The organism is Ectopseudomonas oleovorans (genome assembly GCF_029845265.1).
In the GTDB taxonomy this organism is placed as follows: Bacteria; Pseudomonadota; Gammaproteobacteria; order Pseudomonadales; family Pseudomonadaceae; genus Aquipseudomonas; species Aquipseudomonas oleovorans.
The window spans coordinates 1-21358 of sequence record NZ_JAOCLK010000059.1; the positions used below are offsets into that span (position 1 = coordinate 1).

At 64.5% G+C, this 21358-nt stretch carries 23 protein-coding genes and 2 pseudogenes; 19 read left to right on the forward strand and 6 right to left on the reverse strand.

The window, feature by feature from the left end; translation table 11 throughout:
* Positions 1-9 precede the first annotated feature (9 nt).
* On the reverse strand, positions 10-504 hold the full coding sequence (bamE, locus tag N5J71_RS20350) for an outer membrane protein assembly factor BamE domain-containing protein (RefSeq protein WP_003461873.1): 495 nt from the start codon (positions 502-504) through the stop codon (positions 10-12).
* Positions 505-826: 322 nt separating this feature from the next.
* Here bamE and mgtE point away from each other — a divergent pair, with 322 nt between their 5' ends.
* On the forward strand, positions 827-2269 hold the full coding sequence (gene mgtE, locus N5J71_RS20355; protein WP_003461871.1) for a magnesium transporter: 1443 nt from the start codon (positions 827-829) through the stop codon (positions 2267-2269).
* A 53-nt stretch (positions 2270-2322) separates the two neighbouring features.
* Here the strand turns inward: mgtE and N5J71_RS20360 are convergent.
* Positions 2323-2580, reverse strand: a pseudogene (locus N5J71_RS20360) (transposase); the annotation flags it as partial.
* Positions 2581-2673: 93 nt separating this feature from the next.
* Positions 2674-3000 carry an Arc family DNA-binding protein gene (locus N5J71_RS20365; RefSeq protein ID WP_003461866.1) on the reverse strand — a complete coding sequence of 109 codons (327 nt, stop codon included), beginning with the start codon at positions 2998-3000 and terminating at the stop codon, positions 2674-2676.
* A 384-nt stretch (positions 3001-3384) separates the two neighbouring features.
* Here N5J71_RS20365 and phnC point away from each other — a divergent pair, with 384 nt between their 5' ends.
* The 13 genes from phnC to phnP all read left to right on the forward strand — a co-directional run bounded on the left by phnC (position 3385) and on the right by phnP (position 13972).
* Positions 3385-4209: a phosphonate ABC transporter ATP-binding protein gene (gene phnC, locus N5J71_RS20370; protein WP_003461865.1), complete on the forward strand. Its 825-nt coding sequence runs from the start codon at positions 3385-3387 to the stop codon at positions 4207-4209.
* Positions 4210-4259: 50 nt separating this feature from the next.
* Positions 4260-5261: a phosphonate ABC transporter substrate-binding protein gene (gene phnD / locus N5J71_RS20375; RefSeq protein WP_084342282.1), complete on the forward strand. Its 1002-nt coding sequence runs from the start codon at positions 4260-4262 to the stop codon at positions 5259-5261.
* 82 nt (positions 5262-5343) lie between these two features.
* Positions 5344-6135 (forward strand): phosphonate ABC transporter, permease protein PhnE, encoded by a 792-nt coding sequence (gene phnE / locus N5J71_RS20380; protein WP_003461861.1) that lies wholly within the window; start codon positions 5344-5346, stop codon positions 6133-6135.
* A 20-nt stretch (positions 6136-6155) separates the two neighbouring features.
* Complete coding sequence (gene phnF, locus N5J71_RS20385) at positions 6156-6878, forward strand: phosphonate metabolism transcriptional regulator PhnF (RefSeq protein ID WP_084342281.1); 723 nt, start codon at positions 6156-6158, stop codon at positions 6876-6878.
* An 11-nt stretch (positions 6879-6889) separates the two neighbouring features.
* A complete protein-coding gene (gene phnG / locus N5J71_RS20390) occupies positions 6890-7339 on the forward strand; it encodes a phosphonate C-P lyase system protein PhnG (RefSeq protein ID WP_084342280.1) in 450 nt (149 codons plus the stop codon).
* Positions 7339-7950, forward strand: a complete 612-nt coding sequence (phnH, locus tag N5J71_RS20395; protein WP_003461854.1) for a phosphonate C-P lyase system protein PhnH — start codon at positions 7339-7341, stop codon at positions 7948-7950. The genes phnG and phnH overlap by 1 nt, the downstream gene beginning before the upstream one ends.
* Positions 7950-9026, forward strand: coding sequence for a carbon-phosphorus lyase complex subunit (locus N5J71_RS20400; protein WP_003461852.1), 1077 nt, complete (start codon positions 7950-7952; stop codon positions 9024-9026). The genes phnH and N5J71_RS20400 overlap by 1 nt, the downstream gene beginning before the upstream one ends.
* Positions 9026-9895 (forward strand): alpha-D-ribose 1-methylphosphonate 5-phosphate C-P-lyase PhnJ, encoded by an 870-nt coding sequence (locus N5J71_RS20405; RefSeq protein ID WP_003461850.1) that lies wholly within the window; start codon positions 9026-9028, stop codon positions 9893-9895. Before N5J71_RS20400 ends, N5J71_RS20405 begins: the two co-directional genes overlap by 1 nt.
* The gene (gene phnK, locus N5J71_RS20410) at positions 9892-10701 is read left to right on the forward strand and encodes a phosphonate C-P lyase system protein PhnK (RefSeq protein ID WP_116618241.1); all 810 of its coding nucleotides are present in this window, start codon (positions 9892-9894) and stop codon (positions 10699-10701) included. Before N5J71_RS20405 ends, phnK begins: the two co-directional genes overlap by 4 nt.
* Before the next feature lie 83 nt (positions 10702-10784).
* The gene (phnL, locus tag N5J71_RS20415) at positions 10785-11501 is read left to right on the forward strand and encodes a phosphonate C-P lyase system protein PhnL (protein ID WP_003461846.1); all 717 of its coding nucleotides are present in this window, start codon (positions 10785-10787) and stop codon (positions 11499-11501) included.
* The gene (locus N5J71_RS20420; protein WP_003461844.1) at positions 11491-12636 is read left to right on the forward strand and encodes an alpha-D-ribose 1-methylphosphonate 5-triphosphate diphosphatase; all 1146 of its coding nucleotides are present in this window, start codon (positions 11491-11493) and stop codon (positions 12634-12636) included. Before phnL ends, N5J71_RS20420 begins: the two co-directional genes overlap by 11 nt.
* Positions 12636-13217: a phosphonate metabolism protein/1,5-bisphosphokinase (PRPP-forming) PhnN gene (gene phnN / locus N5J71_RS20425; protein WP_003461843.1), complete on the forward strand. Its 582-nt coding sequence runs from the start codon at positions 12636-12638 to the stop codon at positions 13215-13217. The genes N5J71_RS20420 and phnN overlap by 1 nt, the downstream gene beginning before the upstream one ends.
* On the forward strand, positions 13208-13972 hold the full coding sequence (gene phnP, locus N5J71_RS20430) for a phosphonate metabolism protein PhnP (RefSeq protein WP_084342277.1): 765 nt from the start codon (positions 13208-13210) through the stop codon (positions 13970-13972). Before phnN ends, phnP begins: the two co-directional genes overlap by 10 nt.
* 63 nt (positions 13973-14035) lie before the next feature.
* Here phnP and N5J71_RS20435 read toward each other — a convergent pair whose 3' ends face one another.
* The 3 genes and pseudogenes from N5J71_RS20435 to N5J71_RS20445 all read right to left on the reverse strand — a co-directional run.
* On the reverse strand, positions 14036-14653 hold the full coding sequence (locus N5J71_RS20435; protein WP_003461839.1) for an NAD(P)H-dependent oxidoreductase: 618 nt from the start codon (positions 14651-14653) through the stop codon (positions 14036-14038).
* The gene (locus N5J71_RS20440) at positions 14646-16040 is read right to left on the reverse strand and encodes a class II fumarate hydratase (protein WP_003461837.1); all 1395 of its coding nucleotides are present in this window, start codon (positions 16038-16040) and stop codon (positions 14646-14648) included. Before N5J71_RS20440 ends, N5J71_RS20435 begins: the two co-directional genes overlap by 8 nt.
* Positions 16041-16145: 105 nt before the next feature.
* Positions 16146-16843: pseudogene (locus tag N5J71_RS20445) on the reverse strand (DUF2804 family protein); the annotation flags it as partial.
* Positions 16844-16977: 134 nt separating this feature from the next.
* Between N5J71_RS20445 and N5J71_RS20450 the strand changes: the two are divergent.
* From N5J71_RS20450 to N5J71_RS20470, 5 genes are all read left to right on the forward strand, one after another.
* The gene (locus tag N5J71_RS20450) at positions 16978-17475 is read left to right on the forward strand and encodes a DUF2059 domain-containing protein (protein ID WP_003461817.1); all 498 of its coding nucleotides are present in this window, start codon (positions 16978-16980) and stop codon (positions 17473-17475) included.
* 11 nt (positions 17476-17486) lie between these two features.
* Complete coding sequence (locus N5J71_RS20455) at positions 17487-17780, forward strand: BolA family protein (protein WP_003461815.1); 294 nt, start codon at positions 17487-17489, stop codon at positions 17778-17780.
* A 196-nt stretch (positions 17781-17976) separates the two neighbouring features.
* Positions 17977-18915: an oxygen-dependent tRNA uridine(34) hydroxylase TrhO gene (trhO, locus tag N5J71_RS20460; RefSeq protein WP_003461811.1), complete on the forward strand. Its 939-nt coding sequence runs from the start codon at positions 17977-17979 to the stop codon at positions 18913-18915.
* 3 nt (positions 18916-18918) lie between these two features.
* Complete coding sequence (locus N5J71_RS20465; RefSeq protein WP_003461809.1) at positions 18919-19551, forward strand: DsbA family protein; 633 nt, start codon at positions 18919-18921, stop codon at positions 19549-19551.
* The gene (locus N5J71_RS20470; protein WP_003461807.1) at positions 19544-21325 is read left to right on the forward strand and encodes an ABC transporter ATP-binding protein; all 1782 of its coding nucleotides are present in this window, start codon (positions 19544-19546) and stop codon (positions 21323-21325) included. Before N5J71_RS20465 ends, N5J71_RS20470 begins: the two co-directional genes overlap by 8 nt.
* Positions 21326-21358: the final 33 nt, after the last annotated feature.

Genomic DNA, 21358 nt, shown 5'->3' on the forward strand with positions numbered 1-21358 from the left:
GATTGTGCGTTATTTCTTCACGCAGCCGGCTTCGTCGAAGCTGACCTGTCGGCTGTTCCCGCCTTTACGTTTCTCTCGGTAGTGGTAGCGCTGCTGCCCATTGCTGCTGGTGACTCTGTCTGGCTTGCCCAGGCTGCTTTCCACGTCGGCGCGGCTCATGCCGAGGCGGACTTCCTTGCGGATGATCGCCTGGCGTCTCTCGCTGCTGGTCAGCAGGTTGTCGCAACCATCGTCCTGTTGGCCGACGATGACCAGCTCGCCACTGCCGGTCGTGGTGGTTGCTGCGCGCCGGCCTGGGTCCGCGAGAGGGATTGCCTTGCCGCTGCTGGGCGTGTGGTTGCGCGTATCCTGCAGGTGCTGCTCTTGATCGTCGGCGCAGCCGTGGCGGGTGAAGGTGACATGGCCATTTGCACTCACGCAGCGGAACACACTGGCCGCTGAGCTGTCTGCAATAGGGTAGAGAAGTGCAGCGGCCAATAGCGCTGCGAAGTGCAGTCCTCGCATGAGTCGTCCTCCCTGACGTTTGCCTGCTTCAGGTTAGACCGTTTTTTCGTACTCGCCAGGGTGTCCTGACGCGGGTAGCTGGCGTCGCATAGCCAGGTTTTCATGCGAGATCGAAGTTTGTGATGCAAGCAGTTGTTCTTGCCGCGCTTTTGTCACGTACAAAGCTGTTTTGCGGTGTTATCATTCGCCGCGTCAGCCCCGCCGGGGCTTGTGGAATACCACCATGGACTTACCCAGTAGTTACTCAATACTCCCCTCGCACAATCGTGTAAGACCTGATTGATCCCCTCTGGCGTGTCCGCCAACTGGGGTGGAGCGCGCTATGACTGAATTAGAAGCCAAAAAGCCGCAAGAGAGCTTGCAGGATCGCCTGGCCCAGGTGATCGAACTGCTGCATCGGCACAAGCTGGTCGAAGACTTGACTCATCGTCAGGAAGGCCAGCATCACGACCGGGTCGAGAACCTGGTGCATCGTCAGAATCTCGTCGAGCTGCAGCGCAAGCTCGAAGATCTGCACCCTGCGGACATCGCCCACATCCTCGAAGCCTTGCCGCTCGACGAACGTCTCACCGTCTGGCAGTTGGTCAAGTCCGAGCGCGATGGCGACATCCTGCTGGAAGTCTCTGACGCGGTACGGGAAACCCTGATCGCCGACATGGACGATCACGAGATTCTCGCCGCGGCCAAGGACCTGGACGCCGACGAGCTCGCCGACCTGGCGCCGGAACTGCCGCGCGACGTCGTTCACGAGCTGATGGAATCGCTCGACGCCCAGCAGCGCGAGCGTGTGCGTTCGGCCCTGTCCTACGAAGAAGATCAGGTCGGTGCGCTGATGGACTTCGAGATGGTCACCATCCGCGAAGACGTCAGCCTGGAGGTGGTTCTGCGTTATCTGCGCCGCCTGAAAGAGCTGCCGAGCCATACCGACAAGCTGTTCGTGGTCGATTACGACGGCGTGCTCAAGGGCGTGCTGCCGATCAAACGCCTGCTGGTCAACGACCCGGACAAGCAGGTCGGCGAAGTCATGGCCGACGATCCGGTGAGTTTTCACCCGGATGATGATGCTTATGACGCCGCCCAGGCCTTCGAACGTTACGACCTGATTTCCGCCCCGGTGGTGGACAAGAACGGCAAGCTGATCGGCCGTCTGACCATCGACGAGATGGTCGACCTGATCCGTGAGGAAAGCGAAAGCGAAGTGCTGAACATGGCCGGTCTGCGCGAGGAAGAAGACATCTTCGCCTCGGTGTGGAAGTCGGTGCGCAACCGTTGGGCCTGGCTGGCGATCAACCTGGTCACCGCATTCCTCGCTTCGCGGGTGATCGGCCTGTTCGAAGGCTCGATCGAGAAGCTGGTGGCGCTGGCGGCGCTGATGCCTATCGTTGCCGGTATCGGCGGCAACTCGGGTAACCAGACCATCACCATGATCGTGCGCGCCATGGCGCTGGATCAGGTCAGTACCGGTAACACCGCGCGGCTGGTGCGCAAGGAGCTGGGGGTTTCCCTGATCAACGGCATCCTCTGGGGCGGCGTGATTGGTGGGGTGGCCTATTACCTGTACGACAGCTGGTCGCTGGGCGTGGTGATGACCGCGGCAATGACGCTCAACCTTCTGCTGGCGGCGCTGATGGGGGTGCTGATCCCCATGACCCTGGCGCGCCTCGGGCGCGACCCGGCCATGGGGGCCAGCGTGATGATCACTGCGGTGACCGACAGCGGCGGTTTCTTCATCTTCCTGGGCTTGGCGTCGATCTTCCTGCTGTAAGCCGGGTCAGTTCATCAGTTCTACCAGGGCGCTAGGTATCGAGAAAGGCCGTGCTGCAGCAGGGTGCCGTCGACCGAGAAGTGCTCACCCGACATCAGTCCATGCTTCTCGGCCAGGCGCACCACTTCGCTCAGAAACTCGGTGGCCACGGCCTGAGCATTGAGGCGGTCACGGTTCTTCGAGAACACCGAGTGATCCCACACCGGGTCGTCGATGGCCAGGCCGACGAACCAGCGAAAAAGCAGGTTGTAGCCCAGTTGTTCCATGAGCATGCGCTCGCTGTGTAGCGAGTAGAACAGCTGCAGCAATATCGTAAACCACACGCCGCAAAACCAGGCAGGGCGTGGGCGAATTTCAACAAGCTGCTAGCTCGCGAGACTTTGAACAGGCTCTTAGGGCTCGCCTCAGGCTTCTTCGGCGGCCATTTCCACGTCGTGGGCAATCAGAGCGACCAGCGCGTTCTGCTGGCGGCGCGACAACTGACGAAAACGCTGCAGCAATTCACGCTCATGGAGGCTCAGTTCGGGGCTGTCGAGACGCAGGCTGAGATCGTCATCCAGCGCACCTTCCTGAAGCATGCTCTGCTCCAGGCGGGCGATGATTTCCGAATTCATGCTGCGATGATGGTTGCGTGCTACGTCAGCGATACGCTCACGCATGCCATCTGGCAAGCGAACGACAAATTTGTCAGCCGTGCGGCTGGAGTAAATAGCCTGTTTCATAGGGCGCATACATTACCGGTTAGTTCAGGGAGCGATACTGGTAGTCAGTGTCGAGATTGTCACCGGTTTGACCGTGTTTCGCACTAGCCGTTCAACCGGTATCGCGTTCTGCGTCATTATGACCCGAGAGTCATCTGAACAGTTCCTTGACGCCAAATACGTGTCGGATTGTGATTCAGGTGGCGGCTTTATGCCAGCACCGATTGTCTGAAATGCGTGGTATTCGGCAGAACTCATCTTGTCGCGTCGCTCGAGCATAAAAGTTTCAAGTTTCGGTCACTCAATCGTCATCCGTGGTTCACGGGTCTGACACAGCTTGCGCCTACCTTGGTCTACACCAGAAGGCGCGAGTTAGCTGCCTTCGTATCGACAATGATAGTAGAGGGCCAGCCCATGCGCGCAGCGATTCGAGTCGACCGTCTGAACAAGAGCTTCGGCCGCAAACAGGCGTTGTTCGACCTGGCGCTGTCGGTACAGCCAGGTGAAATGGTGGCCTTGATCGGTGCTTCGGGGTCGGGCAAGTCGACCCTGCTGCGCCATCTCGCCGGCTTGGCACGCGGCGATGCCGGCAGTATCGAAGTGCTCGGTCGCCAGGTCCAGGCCGATGGTCGCCTCAACGGCGACGTGCGCCGTCAGCGCGCCGATATCGGCTACATCTTCCAGCAGTTCAATCTGGTCGGCCGCCTCAGTGTGATGCAGAACGTGCTGCTCGGTGGTCTGGGGCGCATGCCGCGCTGGCGTGGCAGCCTCAGCCTGTTCAATGCCGAGGAAAGGCAGCGTGCCATGCAGGCGCTGGAGCGGGTCGGTCTGGCCGAGTTCGCCGCACAGCGTGCTTCGACCCTGTCCGGGGGGCAGCAGCAACGCGTGGCCATCGCCCGCGCGCTGTGCCAGCAGGCCGAGGTGATTCTCGCCGACGAACCCATCGCCTCGCTCGACCCGGAGTCGGCGCGCAAGGTGATGGAGATTCTCGCCGACATCAACCGCCGCGATGGCAAGACGGTGGTGGTGACCCTGCATCAGGTCGATTACGCGGTGCGCTATTGCCAGCGCGCCGTGGCGCTCAAGGGCGGGCGAATTCATTTCGACGGCCCGACCGCGGGCTTCAACCCAGATTTCCTCAATGACCTCTACGGCGGCGATCTCGATATCAGCCTGCTGCTGCCGCAAGGGCAGCGCCCACGGGCTGTAGAGCGTCCGCTGACGCTGGCCAAGGTCTGACGTCCCTCAGATTCGAACCCTAACGCCAACCCGCAACAGGAGTGTGCTCCATGTTCAAACGCATCGGCCAGGTGCTGGCTGCCTCCGCGCTCGTCACCGGTTCCCTGCTGAGCTCGGCCCAGGCCGCCGAGGAACTCAACTTCGGCATCATTTCCACCGAGTCTTCGCAGAACCTCAAGGCCATGTGGGACCCCTTCCTGGCTGACATGAGCAAGCAGACCGGGGTGAAGATCAACGCCTTCTTCGCCCCGGACTATGCCGGGATCATCCAGGGCATGCGCTTCGACAAGGTCGACGTGGCCTGGTACGGCAACAAGTCGGCGATGGAAGCGGTGGACCGCGCCGGCGGCGAGATCTTCGCCCAGACCGTAGCGGCCAACGGCGCCCAGGGCTACTACAGCCTGCTGGTGGCGCACAAGGACAGCCCGATCAATTCGGTCGAGGACATGCTCAAGAACGCCAAGAGCCTGACCTTCGCCAACGGCGACCCGAACTCCACTTCCGGTTATCTGGTGCCCGGTTACTACGTGTTCGCCCAGAACAACGCCGACGCCGGCAAGATCTTCAAGCGCTCGCTCAACGGCAGTCATGAGGTCAACGCCTTGTCGGTGGCCAACAAGCAGGTCGATGTCGGCACCTTCAACAGCGAGGGCATGGAGCGTCTGGAAGTGACCGCGCCGGACAAGGCCGCGCAGCTCAAGGTGATCTGGACCTCGCCGCTGATCCCGTCCGACCCCATCGTCTGGCGCAAGAACCTGCCGCAGGAAACCCGCGACAAGCTGCGCGACTTCTTCATGAGCTACGGCGCCAAGCCGGAAGAGAAGAAAGTGCTCGAAGGCCTGCAGTGGGGCCAGTTCAAGCAGTCCGACAACAATCAGTTGCTGCCGATCCGTCAGCTCGAACTGTTCAAGAAACGCAGCGAAGTGGCTAACAACGCCACGCTCAAGGACGCCGTCAAGCAGGCTCAGCTCAAGGAGCTGGACGCCGAGTTGGCCAAGCTCGAGCAGCGTATGGCCGAGCGTGAGAAGCAGGGCGGCGCCAGCGCCGGTTGAGCCTCGGAGCCGCCCCGCGAAAGTGGGGCGGTTCTTGAACAGCTCGTCGCTGAAGCGCCTCCCACAGGAACGAGAGTTACCCATGACCACACTGACCACCGCCACCCCGGCAACCGAAGCCAAGCGTAGCTGGCTGCAACTGATTGGCTGGGGCCTGTTCTTTGCCGTACTCGCCTGGTCCTGGCAGGGTGCGGAAATGAACCCGCTGGCGCTGGTGCGCGATGCCGGCAACATGGCCACCTTCGCCGCCGACTTCTTCCCGCCGGATTTCAGCAACTGGCAGCACTACCTCAAGGAGATGGTCGTCACCGTACAGATCGCTCTTTGGGGCACGGTGCTGGCCATCGTCTGCGCCATTCCGCTGGGCATCCTCTGTTCCGAGAACATCGTGCCCTGGTGGGTGTACCAGCCGGTACGCCGGGTGATGGATGCCTGCCGTTCGATCAACGAAATGGTCTTCGCCATGCTCTTCGTCGTCGCGGTCGGCCTCGGCCCCTTCGCAGGCGTGCTGGCTCTGTTCATCAGCACCACCGGGGTACTGGCCAAGCTGTTCGCCGAGGCGGTCGAGGCCATCGATCCAGGCCCGGTCGAAGGCGTGCGCGCCACCGGCGCCAGTGCCCTGCAGGAGGTGATCTTCGGCGTCATCCCGCAGGTACTGCCGCTGTGGATTTCCTATTCGCTGTACCGCTTCGAGTCCAACGTGCGCTCGGCCACGGTGGTCGGCATGGTCGGCGCCGGCGGTATCGGGGTGATCCTCTGGGAGGCCATACGCGGCTTCCAGTTCGCCCAGACCTGCGCCCTGCTGATCGTGATCATCCTGGTGGTGAGCGCCATCGACATCCTGTCCCAGCGCCTGCGCAAGCTCTTTATCTGAAGGAGAGGGAGGGCGCCTGCGTGCGCCCTTTTCAAACGATGAACTTGTCTAGACAAAGCGAACCGCTGTACCGCGAGCTGGCCGCCGTGTTGCGCGAAGATCTGCAACGCATGAGCCCGGGCGACTACCTGCCGGGCGAGATGCAACTGGCCGCCCGTTTTTCCGTCAATCGCCACACCCTGCGTCGCGCCGTGGACGAGCTGGTGCTCGAAGGCCGCTTGCTGCGCCGCCAAGGCAAGGGCACACAGGTGCTGGCCAAGCCGCTGGTGTATCCGGTAGAGGCCGGCAGTGCGTTCAGCCAGTCGCTGTCTGCGCTTGGTCACCGCGTCGAGGCGCAGTTGATCGAGCGCCTGCGCCGCAGCGGCAGCAGCGAGGAGTGCCGCCACCTGCAACTGCCCGATGGCAGCGAATTAATCGAGCTGATCACCCTGCGCTTGCTCGATGGGCAGCCGCTGAGCCTGATTCGTCACCGTTTCTGCGTCAGTCTGGCGCCGCTGCTGGCCGACTATCAGGGCGGCTCGCTGCGCCAGTACCTGGCCGAGCGCGATCTACCGCTGACGCGCACCTTCAGCCTGATCGGCGCGCGCCTACCCAGTCGCGAGGAGGCTGCGCATCTGCTGATGCCGCGCCATGCGCCGCTGCTCAGCGTACTCACTTTGTCCCGCGATCCCGCTGGCCGGGCGGTGGAGCTGGCGCAGTCCAGCAGCCGCGCCGACCGCTTCCAGTACCAGGTAGCGACCTGATGGAGACCCGCATGAACGAAATCGATCCGAACATCGCCGCGCGTCAGCGCTGGATGGGCGTCCTGGCCCGCGCCGGCAGCGCTCTCGATAGCCATGAGGCGGCGCTGAAAGACAGCGCCTACCAACTGATCCGCTCCCCCGAGGTGGGCATGACCCTGGTGCGCGGGCGCATGGGCGGCACCGGTAGCGCCTTCAACCTCGGCGAAATGACCGTGACCCGCTGCGTGGTGCGCCTGGCCGACGGCCGTACCGGTTACAGCTATCTGGCAGGCCGCGACAAGCGCCGCGCCGAACTGGCCGCCCTGGCCGACGCGCACCTGCAGGGCAGCGACCAGGCGCGCTGGCTGGATGACCTGATCGAACCCCTGGCCCGCGAGCAGCGCGAACGGCGCCTGAACCGGGCCGCCCGTACCGCCACCACTCAGGTGGAATTTTTCACCCAGGTCAGAGGAGAGGACTGATGACTACGCCGCACAGCTCGCACTGGCTGCAACCGGCTTTCGACGACCCGGTGCTGGACGCCCAGGTCAGCTTCCGCGCGGCCCTCGGAGCCCTGGCCGAACCGGGGCTGCCACGCGCCATGGATCGTGCCCATGCCTTGGGCGACCTGGCCCCAGCTACTTATGGCTTGTGTCTGGCCTTCCTCGACAGTGATACGCCGCTGTGGCTGGCACCACGCTTCGATACGCCATTGATCCGCGCCAATCTGGCCTTCCACTGCGGTTGCCCGATCGTTGCCGAGCGCGAGATCGCCCTGTTCGCCCTGTTAGACGAGAGCGAATTGAGCGATCTGTCGGACTTTGACAACGGTAGCGAGCGTTACCCGGACCAGTCCTGCACGCTGCTGATTCAACTCGATGATCTGCACGCCGGCCCGGCCTTGCGCTGGCGGGGGCCGGGCATCAAGGACGTGCGCAGCGTCAACCTGCCGTTGCCTACCTCGTTCTGGCAGCAGCGCCAGGCACGCAATGCTTTTCCACGCGGCCTGGATTGCTTCTTTGCCGCAGGCGGAGAAGTCATCGGCCTGCCGCGCAGCACCCGCGTGCTGATCGAAACCGAGGAGGCTGCCTGATGTATGTCGCCGTCAAGGGTGGCGAACGCGCCATCGACAATGCCCATCAACTGCTGGCCAGCCGTCGCCGTGGCGATACCACGATCGCTGAACTGGGCGTTGAACAGATCCGCCAGCAACTGCCGCTGGCTGTGGCCCGGGTGATGAGCGAAGGCTCGCTGTACGACGAGGAGCTGGCCGCACTGGCGATCAAGCAGGCGGCCGGTGACCTGATGGAGGCCATCTTCCTCTTGCGCGCCTACCGCACCACGCTGCCACGTTTCGGTGCCAGCGAGCCGCTGGACACCACGAAGATGCAGCTGGAGCGGCGCATATCCGCCACCTTCAAGGATCTGCCCGGCGGCCAGTTGCTCGGCCCTACGTTCGATTACACCCACCGTCTGCTGGATTTCACCTTGCTGGCCGAGGGCGAGTATCCGGCACCGGACACCACGCTTGCCGACGAGCCCAAGCCCTGTCCTCGGGTGCTGGATTTTCTCGCCGAGGAGGGGCTGATGGCCCGCGAGCAGGACGACGGCGCACCGGTGCCGGACATCACCCGCGAGCCGCTGGCCTTTCCCGCGAGCCGCGCCGAGCGCCTGCAGGCGCTTGCCCGTGGTGATGAAGGCTTCCTCCTGGCGCTCGGCTACTCGACTCAGCGCGGCTACGGGCGCAATCACCCATTCGCCGGGGAGATCCGCATCGGTGATGTCGAGGTGTGGATGACGCCCGCCGAACTGGGTTTCGCCGTGCCGTTGGGCGACATCGAAATCACCGAGTGCGAGATGGTCAACCAGTTCGTCGGTGACAGTGCCGAGCAGGCGCAGTTTACCCGCGGCTATGGCCTGGCCTTCGGCTACGCCGAGCGCAAGGCCATGGGCATGGCGCTGGTCGACCGCGCGCTGCGCGCCAGCGAGTACGGCGAAGAGGTGCAGGGCCCGGCGCAGGAGGAGGAATTCGTGCTGATGCACTGCGACAACGTCGAGGCCGCCGGCTTCGTCTCGCACCTGAAGTTACCGCACTACGTCGACTTCCAGGCCGAACTGGAATTGATCCGCAAGCTGCGCCGACAAGCGCCGGCAGAGGAGAACCGCTGATGAACGTTCTGACTTGCACCGACGCCCGTGAGGCATCGGCCTACAACTTCGCTTACCTCGACGAGCAGACCAAGCGCATGATCCGCCGCGGCCTGCTCAAGGCGGTGGCGATCCCCGGCTACCAGGTGCCTTTCGGCGGCCGTGAGATGCCGCTGCCCTACGGCTGGGGCACCGGCGGCATGCAGCTTACCGCCGCCATTCTCGGTGCGGACGATGTGCTCAAGGTGATCGACCAGGGTGCTGACGACACCACCAACGCGGTGTCGATCCGCCGCTTCTTCGCCCGCACCTCCGGTGTCGCCACCACCGAGCGTACGGTGGAGGCCAGCGTGATCCAGACCCGCCACCGCATCCCGGAAACCCCGCTGTCGGCCGGGCAGATCATGGTCTATCAGGTACCGATTCCCGAGCCGCTGCGCTTTATCGAGCCCAGCGAGCAGGAGACGCGAACCATGCATGCGTTGGAGGACTACGGCGTGATGCACGTGAAGTTGTACGAGGACATCGCCACCTTCGGTCATATCGCCACCGCCTACGCCTACCCGGTGACGGTGGACGAGCGCTACGTACTGGACCCGTCGCCAATCCCGAAATTCGACAACCCCAAGCTGGACATGAGCCCGGCGCTGATGCTGTTCGGCGCCGGCCGTGAAAAGCGCCTCTACGCGGTGCCGCCCTTTACCCGGGTGGTCAGCCTGGACTTCGAAGATCACCCCTTTGCCGTGCAGCGCTGGGACGAGTGCTGCGCCTTCTGTGGCAGCAGCGAGTCCTTCCTCGACGAACTGATCGTCGACGACGCCGGCAGCAAGCGCTACGTCTGCTCCGACACCGACTACTGCCGCCAGCGTACCGAGGAGAACCTGCAATGAGCGCCGCCGAACGCCTGCAACCTGCTCTGGCAGCGGCCGAGCCGCTGTTCTCGGCGCGCGATCTGACCCGCCTGCACGGCCCGGAAAAGGGCTGCCAGGGCGTCAGCTTCGACCTCTATCCGGGGGAGGTGCTGGGTATCGTCGGTGAGTCGGGGTCAGGCAAGTCCACCTTGCTCAGCCTGCTCTCCGGGCGCTGCCAGCCGGATCGCGGCATGGTGCGTTATCGCGGCCGCGACGATCAGTGGCTCGACCTGTACAGCGCCAGTGAGGCAGAACGGCGCACGTTGCTGCGCACCGAATGGGGCTTCGTCGAGCAGAACCCTCGCGACGGCCTACGTATGGCGGTGTCGGCCGGCGCCAACATCGGCGAGCGGCTGATGGCGCAGGGCGTGCGCCACTACGGCGAGCTGCGCGCCGCCGGCTTGGACTGGTTGAGCCAGGTGGAGATCGACCCGGCGCGTATCGACGACCTGCCGCGCACCTTCTCCGGCGGCATGCAGCAGCGCCTGCAGATCGCTCGCAACCTGGTCTCGGCGCCACGCCTGGTGTTCATGGACGAGCCGACTGGAGGGCTGGACGTGTCGGTGCAGGCGCGCCTGCTCGACCTGCTGCGCGGCCTGGTGCGCGAGCTGGACCTGGCGGTGGTGATCGTCACCCACGATCTGGCGGTGGCGCGGCTGTTGGCCGACCGGCTGATGGTGATGCGCCGCTCGAAGGTGGTGGAGGCGGGGCTGACCGACCAGATTCTCGACGACCCGCAGCATCCGTATTCGCAGCTGTTGGTGTCGTCGGTGTTGCAGCCCTGATTTCGTCCTGTGGGAGGGGCTTTAGCCGCGACAAAGAGGGGTCGCGGCTAAAGCCCCTCCCACGAACGCAGAGAGTATTGACCATGGAAAACCTGATCGAGGTCAGCGGCCTCAGCAAGACCTTCACCCTGCACCAGCAGAACGGCGTCGTCCTGCAGGTGCTGCGTGACCTGAATTTCGCCGTGCGCGGCGGCGAGTGCCTGGTGCTGCACGGCCAGTCCGGCGCTGGCAAGTCGACTCTGCTGCGCACGCTGTACGGCAACTATCTGGCTGCCGGCGGCAGCATCCGCATCCGCCACCAGGGCGCGTCGGTGGAGCTGGTCGGCGCCGAACCGCGCCAGGTGCTGGCGGTGCGTCGGCAGAGCCTGGGTTACGTCAGCCAGTTCCTGCGGGTGATCCCACGCGTGTCGACCCTGGACGTGGTGATGGAACCGGCGCTGTCGCGTGGCTGGACGCGCAGCGACGCCGAGGCGCGAGCCAAGGCATTGCTAGGCCGGCTGAATATTCCTGAGGCGCTGTGGCAACTGGCACCGGGCACCTTCTCCGGGGGCGAGCAACAGCGCGTCAACATCGCCCGCGGCTTCATGGTCGAGTGGCCGCTGCTGCTGCTCGACGAACCCACCGCCTCGTTGGACGACGCCAACCGCCAGGTGGTGCTGGAGCTGATCAATGAGGCCAAGGCCGCCGGTAGCGCCCTGATTGGCATTTTCCACGACCGCACCGCACGCGAGGCGGTGGCCGACCGTTACCTCGACATGAGCGCCGCGGCGGAGCAAGCGGAGTACGTCTATGTCGTCTGAACAGATTCTCAGCAACGCCCGTATAGTCACTGCCGAACGCGAGTTCCTCGGCTCGCTGCTGCTGCGCGACGGGCTGATCGCCGCGGTGGACGAGGGCGCCAGCCGCCTGCCGCAGGCCCAGGACCTGGGCGGCGACTACCTGCTGCCGGGGCTGGTGGAACTGCACACCGACAACCTGGAAAAGCATATGAGCCCCAGGCCGGGAGTCGATTGGCCCTCGGCCTCGGCGGTGCTGACCCACGATGCGCAGATCGTCGCCGCCGGTATCACCACGGTATTCGATGCACTGTCCATCGGTGACATCAACCCGCGCGGCCGGCGCATGCAGCAATTGCCGGCGATGATCGAGGCCATCGCCGCCAGCGAGGCGGCCGGGCAGACTCGCGCCGAGCACCGCCTGCACCTGCGTTGCGAGCTGTGCCACCCCGATGCCCTGACCATCTACCGTGACCTGGTGGAGCATCCGCTGGTGGCGCTGGTGTCGGTGATGGATCACTCGCCCGGCCAGCGCCAGTTCGCCAAGGTGGAGAAGTACCGCGAGTACTACATGGGCAAGTACCACCTGAGTCCGGCGGAAATGGAGGATTTCCTTCAGGAGCAGATCGCCAACTCGCGCCAATACAGCGACCGCCAGCGCCGCGCCATCGTCGAGGACTGCCACGCCCGTGGCATTTCGGTGGCCAGCCATGACGACGCGACCCTGGCCCACGTGCAGGAGTCAGCCGGCTTCGGCATGGCCATCGCCGAGTTTCCCACCACCCTGGAAGCGGCCCGGGCCAGCCACGAGGTGGGGCTGAAGGTGCTGATGGGGGCACCGAATGTGGTGCGTGGCGGCTCGCACTCCGGCAATATCGCCGCCGCCGAACTGGCGCGCCACGGTGTGCTGGATATCCTCTCCAGCGACTACTACCCGGCCAGTCTGCTGCATGCGGCCTGGCTGCTCGCCGGGCAGGACAACGACTATGATTTGCCTGCGGCCATCGCCACCGTGAGCCGCGCGCCGGCCAGGGCGGCGGGGATGGATGACCGCGGCGAGATCCGCGTCGGTCTGCGCGCCGACCTGGTGCAGGCCAAGGCGCATGGCGAGCAGCCGGTGATCCAGCAGGTGTGGCGCCAAGCACGAAGGGTATTCTGATGCAGGGCAGGTTGATCTATCTGATGGGGCCTTCGGGCTCGGGCAAGGACAGCCTGTTGCACGCCGCGCGAGCGCCGCTGGAGGCGCACGGCTGCCGTTTCGCCCGGCGGGTTATCACCCGCAGCGCGGAGTCGGTAGGTGAGGACGCACTGGGTGTCACTCCGGACGAGTTCGAGCGTCTGCAGGGCGAGGGCGCCTTCGCCCTGAGCTGGCACGCCAACGGCCTGGCCTACGGCATCCCGCGCGAGATCGACGACTGGCTCAGCGCCGGCCAGGATGTGCTGATCAATGGCTCGCGCGGTCATCTCGAAGTCGCCCGCCAGCGCTATCCGCAGCTGCTGGCGATTCTTCTGCAGGTCGACGAGGCGGTGCTGCGCCAGCGCTTGCTGGCCCGTGGTCGGGAGACGCCGGAGCAGATCGAACAGCGCCTGGCTCGCAGCCGCAGCTTTGCTGTTGTGGGAGGCGCTTCAGCGGCGACTGTTGCGCAGGAGCACATTTGCGTTCTAGACAACTCCGGCCCACTGCAACAGACCGTGAATTGCCTGCTGCACCTGCTCGACGAGACCCGCCGATGCGCCTGACCCTGCTCGGCACCGGCGATGCGCGCCAGGTGCCGGTGTACAACTGCAGTTGCCCGGCCTGCGACGCGGCGCGCGTCTATCCCGCGCGGCGTCGCGGCCCCTGTTGCGCGCTGATCGAATACGGCGCGCAGCGCTGGCTGATCGACAGCGGCCTGAGCGATCTCACTGAGCGCTTCGCGCCGCATAGCCTCAGCGGCATCCTGCAGACCCACTATCACGCCGATCACGCCCAGGGTCTGTTGCACCTGCGTTGGGGGCAGGGGCTGGTGATTCCAGTGCATGGCCCGGACGACCCGGAAGGCCTGGCCGACTTATACAAGCACCCCGGCATCCTCGATTTCAGCCAGCCATTCGCCGCCTTCGAGCGCCGTCAGTTGGGCGAGTTGAGCGTTACCGCGTTGCCGCTGACGCATTCCAAACCGACCTTCGGGTATTTGTTCGAAGGGAAGGGGTTCGAAGGGCAGGGCAGGCGCATCGCCTATCTAACCGATACGGTGGGCGTACCCGAGGCCAATTGCGTCGAGCTTGAGCGCGCGCCGCTGGATTTGCTGGTGCTCGACTGCTCCACCGCGCCGCAGCCAGTGGCGCCGCGTAATCACAACGACCTGACCCGCGCGCTGGAGGTCATCGAGCGTCTGCAGCCGACGCAAGCGGTGCTGACGCATATCGGTCACAGCTTCGATGCCTGGCTGCTGGAGCATCCCGACGCCTTGCCGGAAGGCGTCAGCCTGGCCAGCGACGGTCTGCTGCTGTAGCCCGGAGGCATCCGGGGAGGCTTGCTCAAACTCGGGCGGCCCCCGATTACATCCGTATATGGGCTACGCCTTGCTGCCCAGTGCCTCAGCCTTGCGCAGCCAGCCTTGGCGCTGTTCCTCATTGGACGGGCGAACCGGGGCGAATTCGCTCAGGCGGCGAGTCTTGATGCCGCAGAAACCGAGAATGGTGCGCACCATCTGCCGATGCGCCGGGGCTCCGTAGATCCAGCGGAAGTACCAGCGCGGCGTGTCCAGGGTCACCAGCAGGTCGGCGCTGCGCCCACTGAGCAGCTTGTCCCAGAGTTGTGAGCGGTTGCGGTACTTGAAGGCGAAACCAGGCAGGAACACTCGGTCGAAGAAGCCCTTGAGCAGTGCTGGAACACCGCCCCACCAGACCGGGTAGACGAACACCAGATGCTCGGCCCAGTGGATCAGACGCTGAGCTTCGAGCAGGTCCGGCTCCAGATTCTGGCTCTGCTCGTAACCTTCACGCAGGATCGGGTCGAATTGCATCTCGCCCAGTCTGAGCTGGCGCACCACGTGCCCCTTGCTACGTGCTCCCCGGCTGTAGGCCTCGGCCAGGGCGTGGCAGAGGCTGTTCTTCTTGGGGTTGCCGAGAATCAGCAGGATTCGTTTGCCATCGCCTTCCAGCGGTGTGGCGCCGCTCTTGCCTTCAGTCATGCCGCCCGGCTCCGAGCATGTCCTGTGGTCGTACCCATTGGTCGAATTCCTCTTCGTTCAGGTAGCCAAGCTGCAGAGCGGCCTGGCGTAGGGTGCTGCCTTCGGCGTAGGCCTTCTTGGCGATCTCCGCGGCCTTGTCGTAGCCGATATGGGGATTGAGCGCGGTCACCAGCATCAGGCCGTTTTCCAGGTGCGCGGCCATTTGCACGGCATCCGGCTGCAGGTCGGCTACGCAGTGCTGCTGGAAGTTGCGGCAGCCGTCGGCGAGCAGGCGGATCGATTGCAGCAGGTTATGGATGATCACTGGCTTGAACACGTTGAGCTGCAGGTGGCCCTGGCTGGCAGCGAAACCGATGGTGGCGTCGTTGCCCAGCACCTGACAGGCGAGCATCGACAGCGCCTCGCACTGGGTCGGGTTGACCTTGCCGGGCATGATCGAGCTGCCCGGCTCGTTGGCCGGCAGGCGCACCTCGGCGAAGCCGGCACGCGGGCCCGAACCAAGCAGGCGCAGGTCGTTGGCCAGCTTCATCAGCGCCACGGCCAGGGTTTTCAGGGCACCGGACAGGTGTACGAGAGGTTCATGGCCGGACAGCGCAGCGAATTTGTTCGGCGCGCTAGTGAGTGGCAAGCCAGTAAGCGCGGCCAGCTCGGCAGCGATGGCTTCGGCGAAGCCGGCCGGGGCATTGAGACCGGTGCCGACGGCGGTCCCCCCCTGAGCCAGTTCGCAGACGGCGGGCAGGGCGGCACGAATCGCCGCTTCGGCGTGGCCGAGTTGAGCGACGAAGGCCGACAGCTCCTGGCCGAAAGTAATCGGCGTGGCGTCCATCATGTGGGTGCGCCCGGTCTTGACCAGGTTGGCATGACGCTGCGCCTGCTCCTGCAGGCCGTCACGCAGCTCGGCCAGTGCCGGCAGCAGGTGATGGCGCACGCCCTGTACGGCGGCGATGTGCATGGCGGTGGGGAAGCAGTCGTTGGAGCTCTGTGCGCGGTTGACGTGGTCGTTGGGGTGTACCGGACTCTTGCCGCCGCGTTGACCGCTGGCCAGTTCGTTGGCACGGCCGGCGATCACCTCGTTGACGTTCATGTTGCTCTGCGTGCCGCTGCCGGTCTGCCACACCACCAGGGGGAACTGTGTGTCATGTTTGCCTTCGAGCACTTCGTCGGCGGCCTGCTCGATCAGGCGGGCGATGTCCGCCGGCAATTCGCCGCTACGGCTGTTGACCCGTGCGGCGGCTTTCTTGATCAGCGCCAGGGCATGCAGCACGGCCAGCGGCATGCGCTCCTGGCCGATGGCGAAGTTGATCAGCGAGCGCTGGGTCTGCGCACCCCAGTAAGCGTCGTTGGGGACTTCGATGGGGCCGATGCTGTCGGTTTCGGTGCGGCTCATGGCGTTCTCCGGGCAAGTGCAAGGTTGCTGACAGTTTAGGTCGTGCCGCCGAAGACTGGTTCCACAACTTATCTATAAGGTTGATTGGAGCCTGTGAGCGGGCGACTACCAGCGGGCGTGGGTATCACCCGGCCAGCCCAGCGCTCCGTCCACCGGCACGCGCTCGCCTTTGGGGCCGCGCAGCACGCCTTGGTAATGACCGAAGCGCTGTACGGTGCTGGCGTGGAAGGGCCGAGTTTGGGCAGGCCTTGTGCAGTTGGCGGGGCGTGAAGCGCAGCGCCACGCAATCATCTTCGCTGTCCAGGCGCCAGGGGGCCAGTGGCGCCTGTGAACTGCGCTCGATATGCAGGGGGCTGTCGAGCAGTTGCACTTTACCGCCGAACCACAGGGAATTTTCCGACAGGCCGCTGTGATCGAGCCAGCCAGCACCGAAGTTGCCGGCGATGCCGCCCGCTGCAGCGAATGCTGCCCGCTGCCAGTAAGTGTTCAGCGGCCAGGCGCCGCGACCGAAGTCCAGTGCGGCGAAGCTCTGGCCCGGTACGCAGCTGTAATGCTTACCGCCCAACTGCAGACTGCCGGCAGGTGGCATGAAAGCCGCCATGTTGCAAGGGCGCGATCAGGTTGACCGATTGCAGATGGGCAGGGCGCTGAATGTCCAGGGCCACCTGCAGGGGCTGGCCGCCGATATCCGGGGCGGCAGCGGTGATGCGCAGGCGTCCGGGGTGCTCATCGATGCGCAGTTGCAGGCGAGAGTGGCTGAAGGCGTGGCTCTCCAGCGGCAGCTCGGGCAGTTGGCAACTGACCAGTGGGTGCGCCGGTCAACATGACGGGTGTGAGCCAGCGCACAACGCGCATCGCTTGAGGGATTTCCGCGCAGGGCACAAAATGCCGCCTTCGTAGTCTACCCAGACTCATTCACAACCTCTGGACGCTCTCCATGCTCCGTTTTTCCAAACTCTGCACCGCCGTTCTGCTCAGCGCGAGCGCATCCCTGGCCATGGCCGATGCTGCCAGCCACGCCGCCGATGCCGAGCGTTTTCTCAAACTGGCCAATGCCGACAGGCTGACGGTACCGGTCTACGGCCAGGTGCAGCAGATGTTCGCCCAGCGTTTCGCCGAGGCGCCGAATGGCAAGAAGGCCGTGCTGGAAAGCTATCAGGCCAAGGCCAATGCCGCGCTGGACAAGGCCGTCGGCTGGGACAAGCTGAAGCCGGACATGGTCAAGCTCTACACCAGCAACTTCAACGAGCAGGAGCTCAAGGACCTGATCGCCTTCTACGAGTCGCCGTTGGGGCAGAAGGTGCTGCAGAAGATGCCGACGCTGACCGCGCAATCCGCGCAGATCACCCAGAGCAAGCTGGAAGCGGCCGTACCTGAAGTGAACAAGCTGCTGACCGACATGAGCAACGAGCTCGGTTTGCCAAAACAGCCCTGATGGAGTCCAAGATGTCCAAGCAAGACCTGATCGTCACTGCCCTCGCTGACCTGCAGCCCGAGCATCTCGAGGTACTGGACGAGAGCCATATGCACAGCCGTGGCCTGGAAACCCACTACAAGGCGGTGATCGTCAGTCCACTGTTCGCCGGCCTGAACGCAGTCAAGCGGCATCAGAAGGTCTATGCCACGGTGGGCGAGCTGATGGGACAGATCCATGCCCTGGCCCTGCACACCTACACCCCCGAGGAGTGGGCAGCGCAGGGCGTGGCGCCGGCCTCGCCGACCTGCCGCGGCGGTCATTGATGTAGCCCAATCCGCGGCAGCGATTATTTCCCGGATTGCACCCAGGCTACGTGACAGGCTGTCGCGTCCTGTCGCCAAGCCACCCCGGCGATTGCACGCTTTGCTACAATCGCGTCTGCGCCGGCCAGCTGAGCCGGCGTTTTTCATGTGCCACCAGTCCGCCCTTTACGTGGGCGACCACTGAAGGAAACCCCTCATGACCGACAAGATCGTCGTCGCGGCGTTGTATAAATTCGTCTCCCTGCCGGATTACCAGGCGCTGCGTGAACCTCTGCTGCAAACCCTGCTCGACAACGGCATCAAGGGCACCCTGCTGCTCGCCGAAGAGGGCATCAACGGCACTGTCTCCGGTAGCCGCACCGCCATCGATGCACTGCTCGCCTGGTTCCGCCAGGATGCCCGTCTGGCCGATATCGACCACAAGGAATCCTATTGCGATGAACAGCCGTTCTATCGCACCAAGGTCAAGCTGAAGAAGGAAATCGTCACCCTCGGCGTGCCCGGTGTCGACCCCAACCAGCGCGTCGGTACCTACGTCGAGCCGCAGGACTGGAACGCCCTGATCTCTGATCCCGAAGTGCTGCTGATCGATACCCGCAACGACTATGAGGTGGCCATCGGTACCTTCGAGGGCGCCATCGACCCCAAGACCAAGTCGTTCCGCGAGTTCCCCGAGTACATCAAGGCCCACTTCGACCCGAGCAAACACAAGAAGGTGGCGATGTTCTGCACCGGCGGTATTCGCTGCGAGAAGGCCTCCAGCTACATGCTCGGCGAGGGGTTCGAGGAGGTCTATCACCTCAAGGGCGGCATCCTTAAATACCTCGAGGAAGTACCGCAGCAAGAGACCAAGTGGCAGGGCGACTGCTTCGTCTTCGATAATCGTGTGACCGTGCGTCATGACCTCTCCGAGGGCGACTACGATCAGTGCCATGCCTGCCGCACACCGATCTCCGTGGAAGACCGCCAGTCCGAGTTCTACAGCCCCGGCGTCAGCTGTCCGCATTGCTGGGATTCGCTGCCGGAGAAAACCCGTGAAAGCGCCCGCGAGCGGCAGAAGCAGATCGAACTGGCGCGTGCGCGCAACCAGCCGCACCCGATTGGCCGCGACCCCCGCCAACTGAACAAGGCCTGACCCATGGCTAGCCGCCTGCTCTACGTGATGGACCCGATGTGCTCCTGGTGCTGGGGGTTCGCCCCGGTGGTCGAAGCACTGGCCGAGCAGGCGGCTGTCGATGGCGTACCACTGCAGATCGTGACGGGCGGGCTACGTCGTGATCAGGTGGCTATAAATGCCGCAGCGCGGGTGCGCTATCTGGGTTACTGGCAGGCGGTCAACGCCAGTACCGGGCAGCTGTTCGACTTCGAACGCGGGCTGCCCGAGGGGCTGGTGTACGATACCGAGCCAGCCTGCCGTGCCCTGGTCACCGCGCGCCAGCTCGATGCTGCCAGCGCCTGGACGCTGCTCAAACTAGTTCAGCAAGCCTTCTACACCGAGGGCGCCGACGTCACCCAGGCCAGCGTGCTGGTGCAACTGGCCGAGCGGGCGGGCATCCCGCGCATCGAATTCGCCGAGGCCTTCGACAGTCAGGCCATGCAGGAGGCGACTGCTGCCGACTTCACCTGGGTACAGGATCTGGGCATCGCCGGCTTCCCCACCTTGCTGGCGGAGCGCGACGGCCAGCTGGCGCTGCTGACCAACGGCTATCAACCGCTCGAGGTACTGGCGCCGCTGCTGGGCCGCTGGCTGGAGCGCGCTGCCCATGCCTGATCGGTTGAGCTGGGCAGAAATCCGTCGCCTGGCCCTGCATCACAAGAAAGCGCTGATCCTGGCCAATCTGGTCGCCGTGCTGGCGACCTTGTGCAGTGTGCCGATCCCGTTGCTGTTGCCGCTGCTGGTGGACGAAGTGCTGCTGAACGACGGCGATGCGGCGCTCAAGGTGATGGACAACTTCCTCCCGACTGAGTGGGAAACGGCAGCCGGCTATATCGGCCTGATGCTGGTGCTGACCCTGCTGCTGCGAGGCTCGGCGCTGATCTTCAACGTCTTGCAGGCGCGGCTGTTCGCCAGGTTGTCGAAAGACATCGTCTACCGTATCCGTATGCGCCTGATCGAGCGCCTCAAGCGCATCTCCCTCGGCGAGTACGAGAGCCTGGGTAGCGGCACCGTGACCACCCACCTGGTCACCGATCTGGACACTCTGGACAAGTTCGTCGGCGAGACCCTCAGCCGCTTTCTGGTGGCGGTGCTGACCCTGGTCGGCACCTCGGCCATCCTGATCTGGATGCACTGGCAACTGGCCTTGCTGATCCTGCTGTTCAACCCGCTGGTGATCTACGCCACCGTGCTGCTGGGCAAGAAGGTCAAGCACCTGAAGAAGCTGGAGAACGACAGCACCTCGCGCTTCACCCAGGCGCTGACCGAGACCCTGGAGGCGATTCAGGAAGTGCGCGCCGGCAATCGCCAGGGCTACTTCCTTGGCCGCCTCGGCGTGCGCGCGCGCGAGGTGCGTGACTACGCCGTGGCCTCGCAGTGGAAGAGCGATGCCTCCAACCGTGCCAGCGGCCTGCTGTTCCAGTTCGGTATCGATGTGTTCCGCGCGGCGGCGATGCTCACCGTGCTGTTCTCCGACCTGTCGATCGGCCAGATGCTCGCGGTGTTCAGCTACCTGTGGTTCATGATCGGCCCGGTCGAGCAGCTGCTCAGCCTGCAGTACGCCTTCTATGCCGCAGGTGGCGCGCTGACGCGGATCAACGAGCTGCTGGCACGCAAGGACGAGCCGCAGTACGACGGGCGCGTCGACCCTTTCAAGGGGCGCGACACGGTGGGTATTGAGGTGCGCGGGTTGACCTTCGGCTATGGCGAGGAGCCAGTGCTGGATCGTCTCGATCTGTCCATCGGCGCGGGTGAGAAGGTCGCCATAGTCGGCGCCTCTGGCGGCGGCAAGAGCACCCTGGTGCAGCTGCTGCTGGGCCTTTATACGCCACAGGCTGGCAGCATCCGCTTCGGCGGCAGCGCGCTGGAGGAGATCGGCCTGGACTGCGTGCGTGACAATGTCGCGGTGGTGTTGCAGCACCCGGCACTGTTCAACGACACGGTGCGTGCCAACCTGACCATGGGCCGTGAGCGCAGCGACGAGGATTGCTGGCGCGCGCTGGAGATCGCCCAGCTGGCGCCGACCATCCAGGCGCTGCCGCAGGGCCTGGACAGCGTGGTCGGGCGCAGCGGCGTGCGCCTGTCCGGGGGCCAGCGTCAGCGCCTGGCGATCGCCCGCATGGTGCTGGCCGAGCCCAAGGTGGTGATTCTCGACGAGGCTACCTCGGCGCTGGATGCAGCCACCGAGTACGCCTTGCACGAAGCGCTGGCGCAGTTCTTGAACGGCCGCACCACGCTGATCATCGCCCACCGTCTGAGCGCGGTGAAACAGGCCGACCGCGTGCTGGTGTTCGATGGCGGCAGCGTCGCCGAGGACGGCGATCACCAGCAGCTGATCGCAGAAGGTGGCCTGTACGCCAAGCTCTACGGGCATTTGCAGCAGGGCTGAGGTGTCTTCTTCGCGGCTGAAACTGCTCCTACG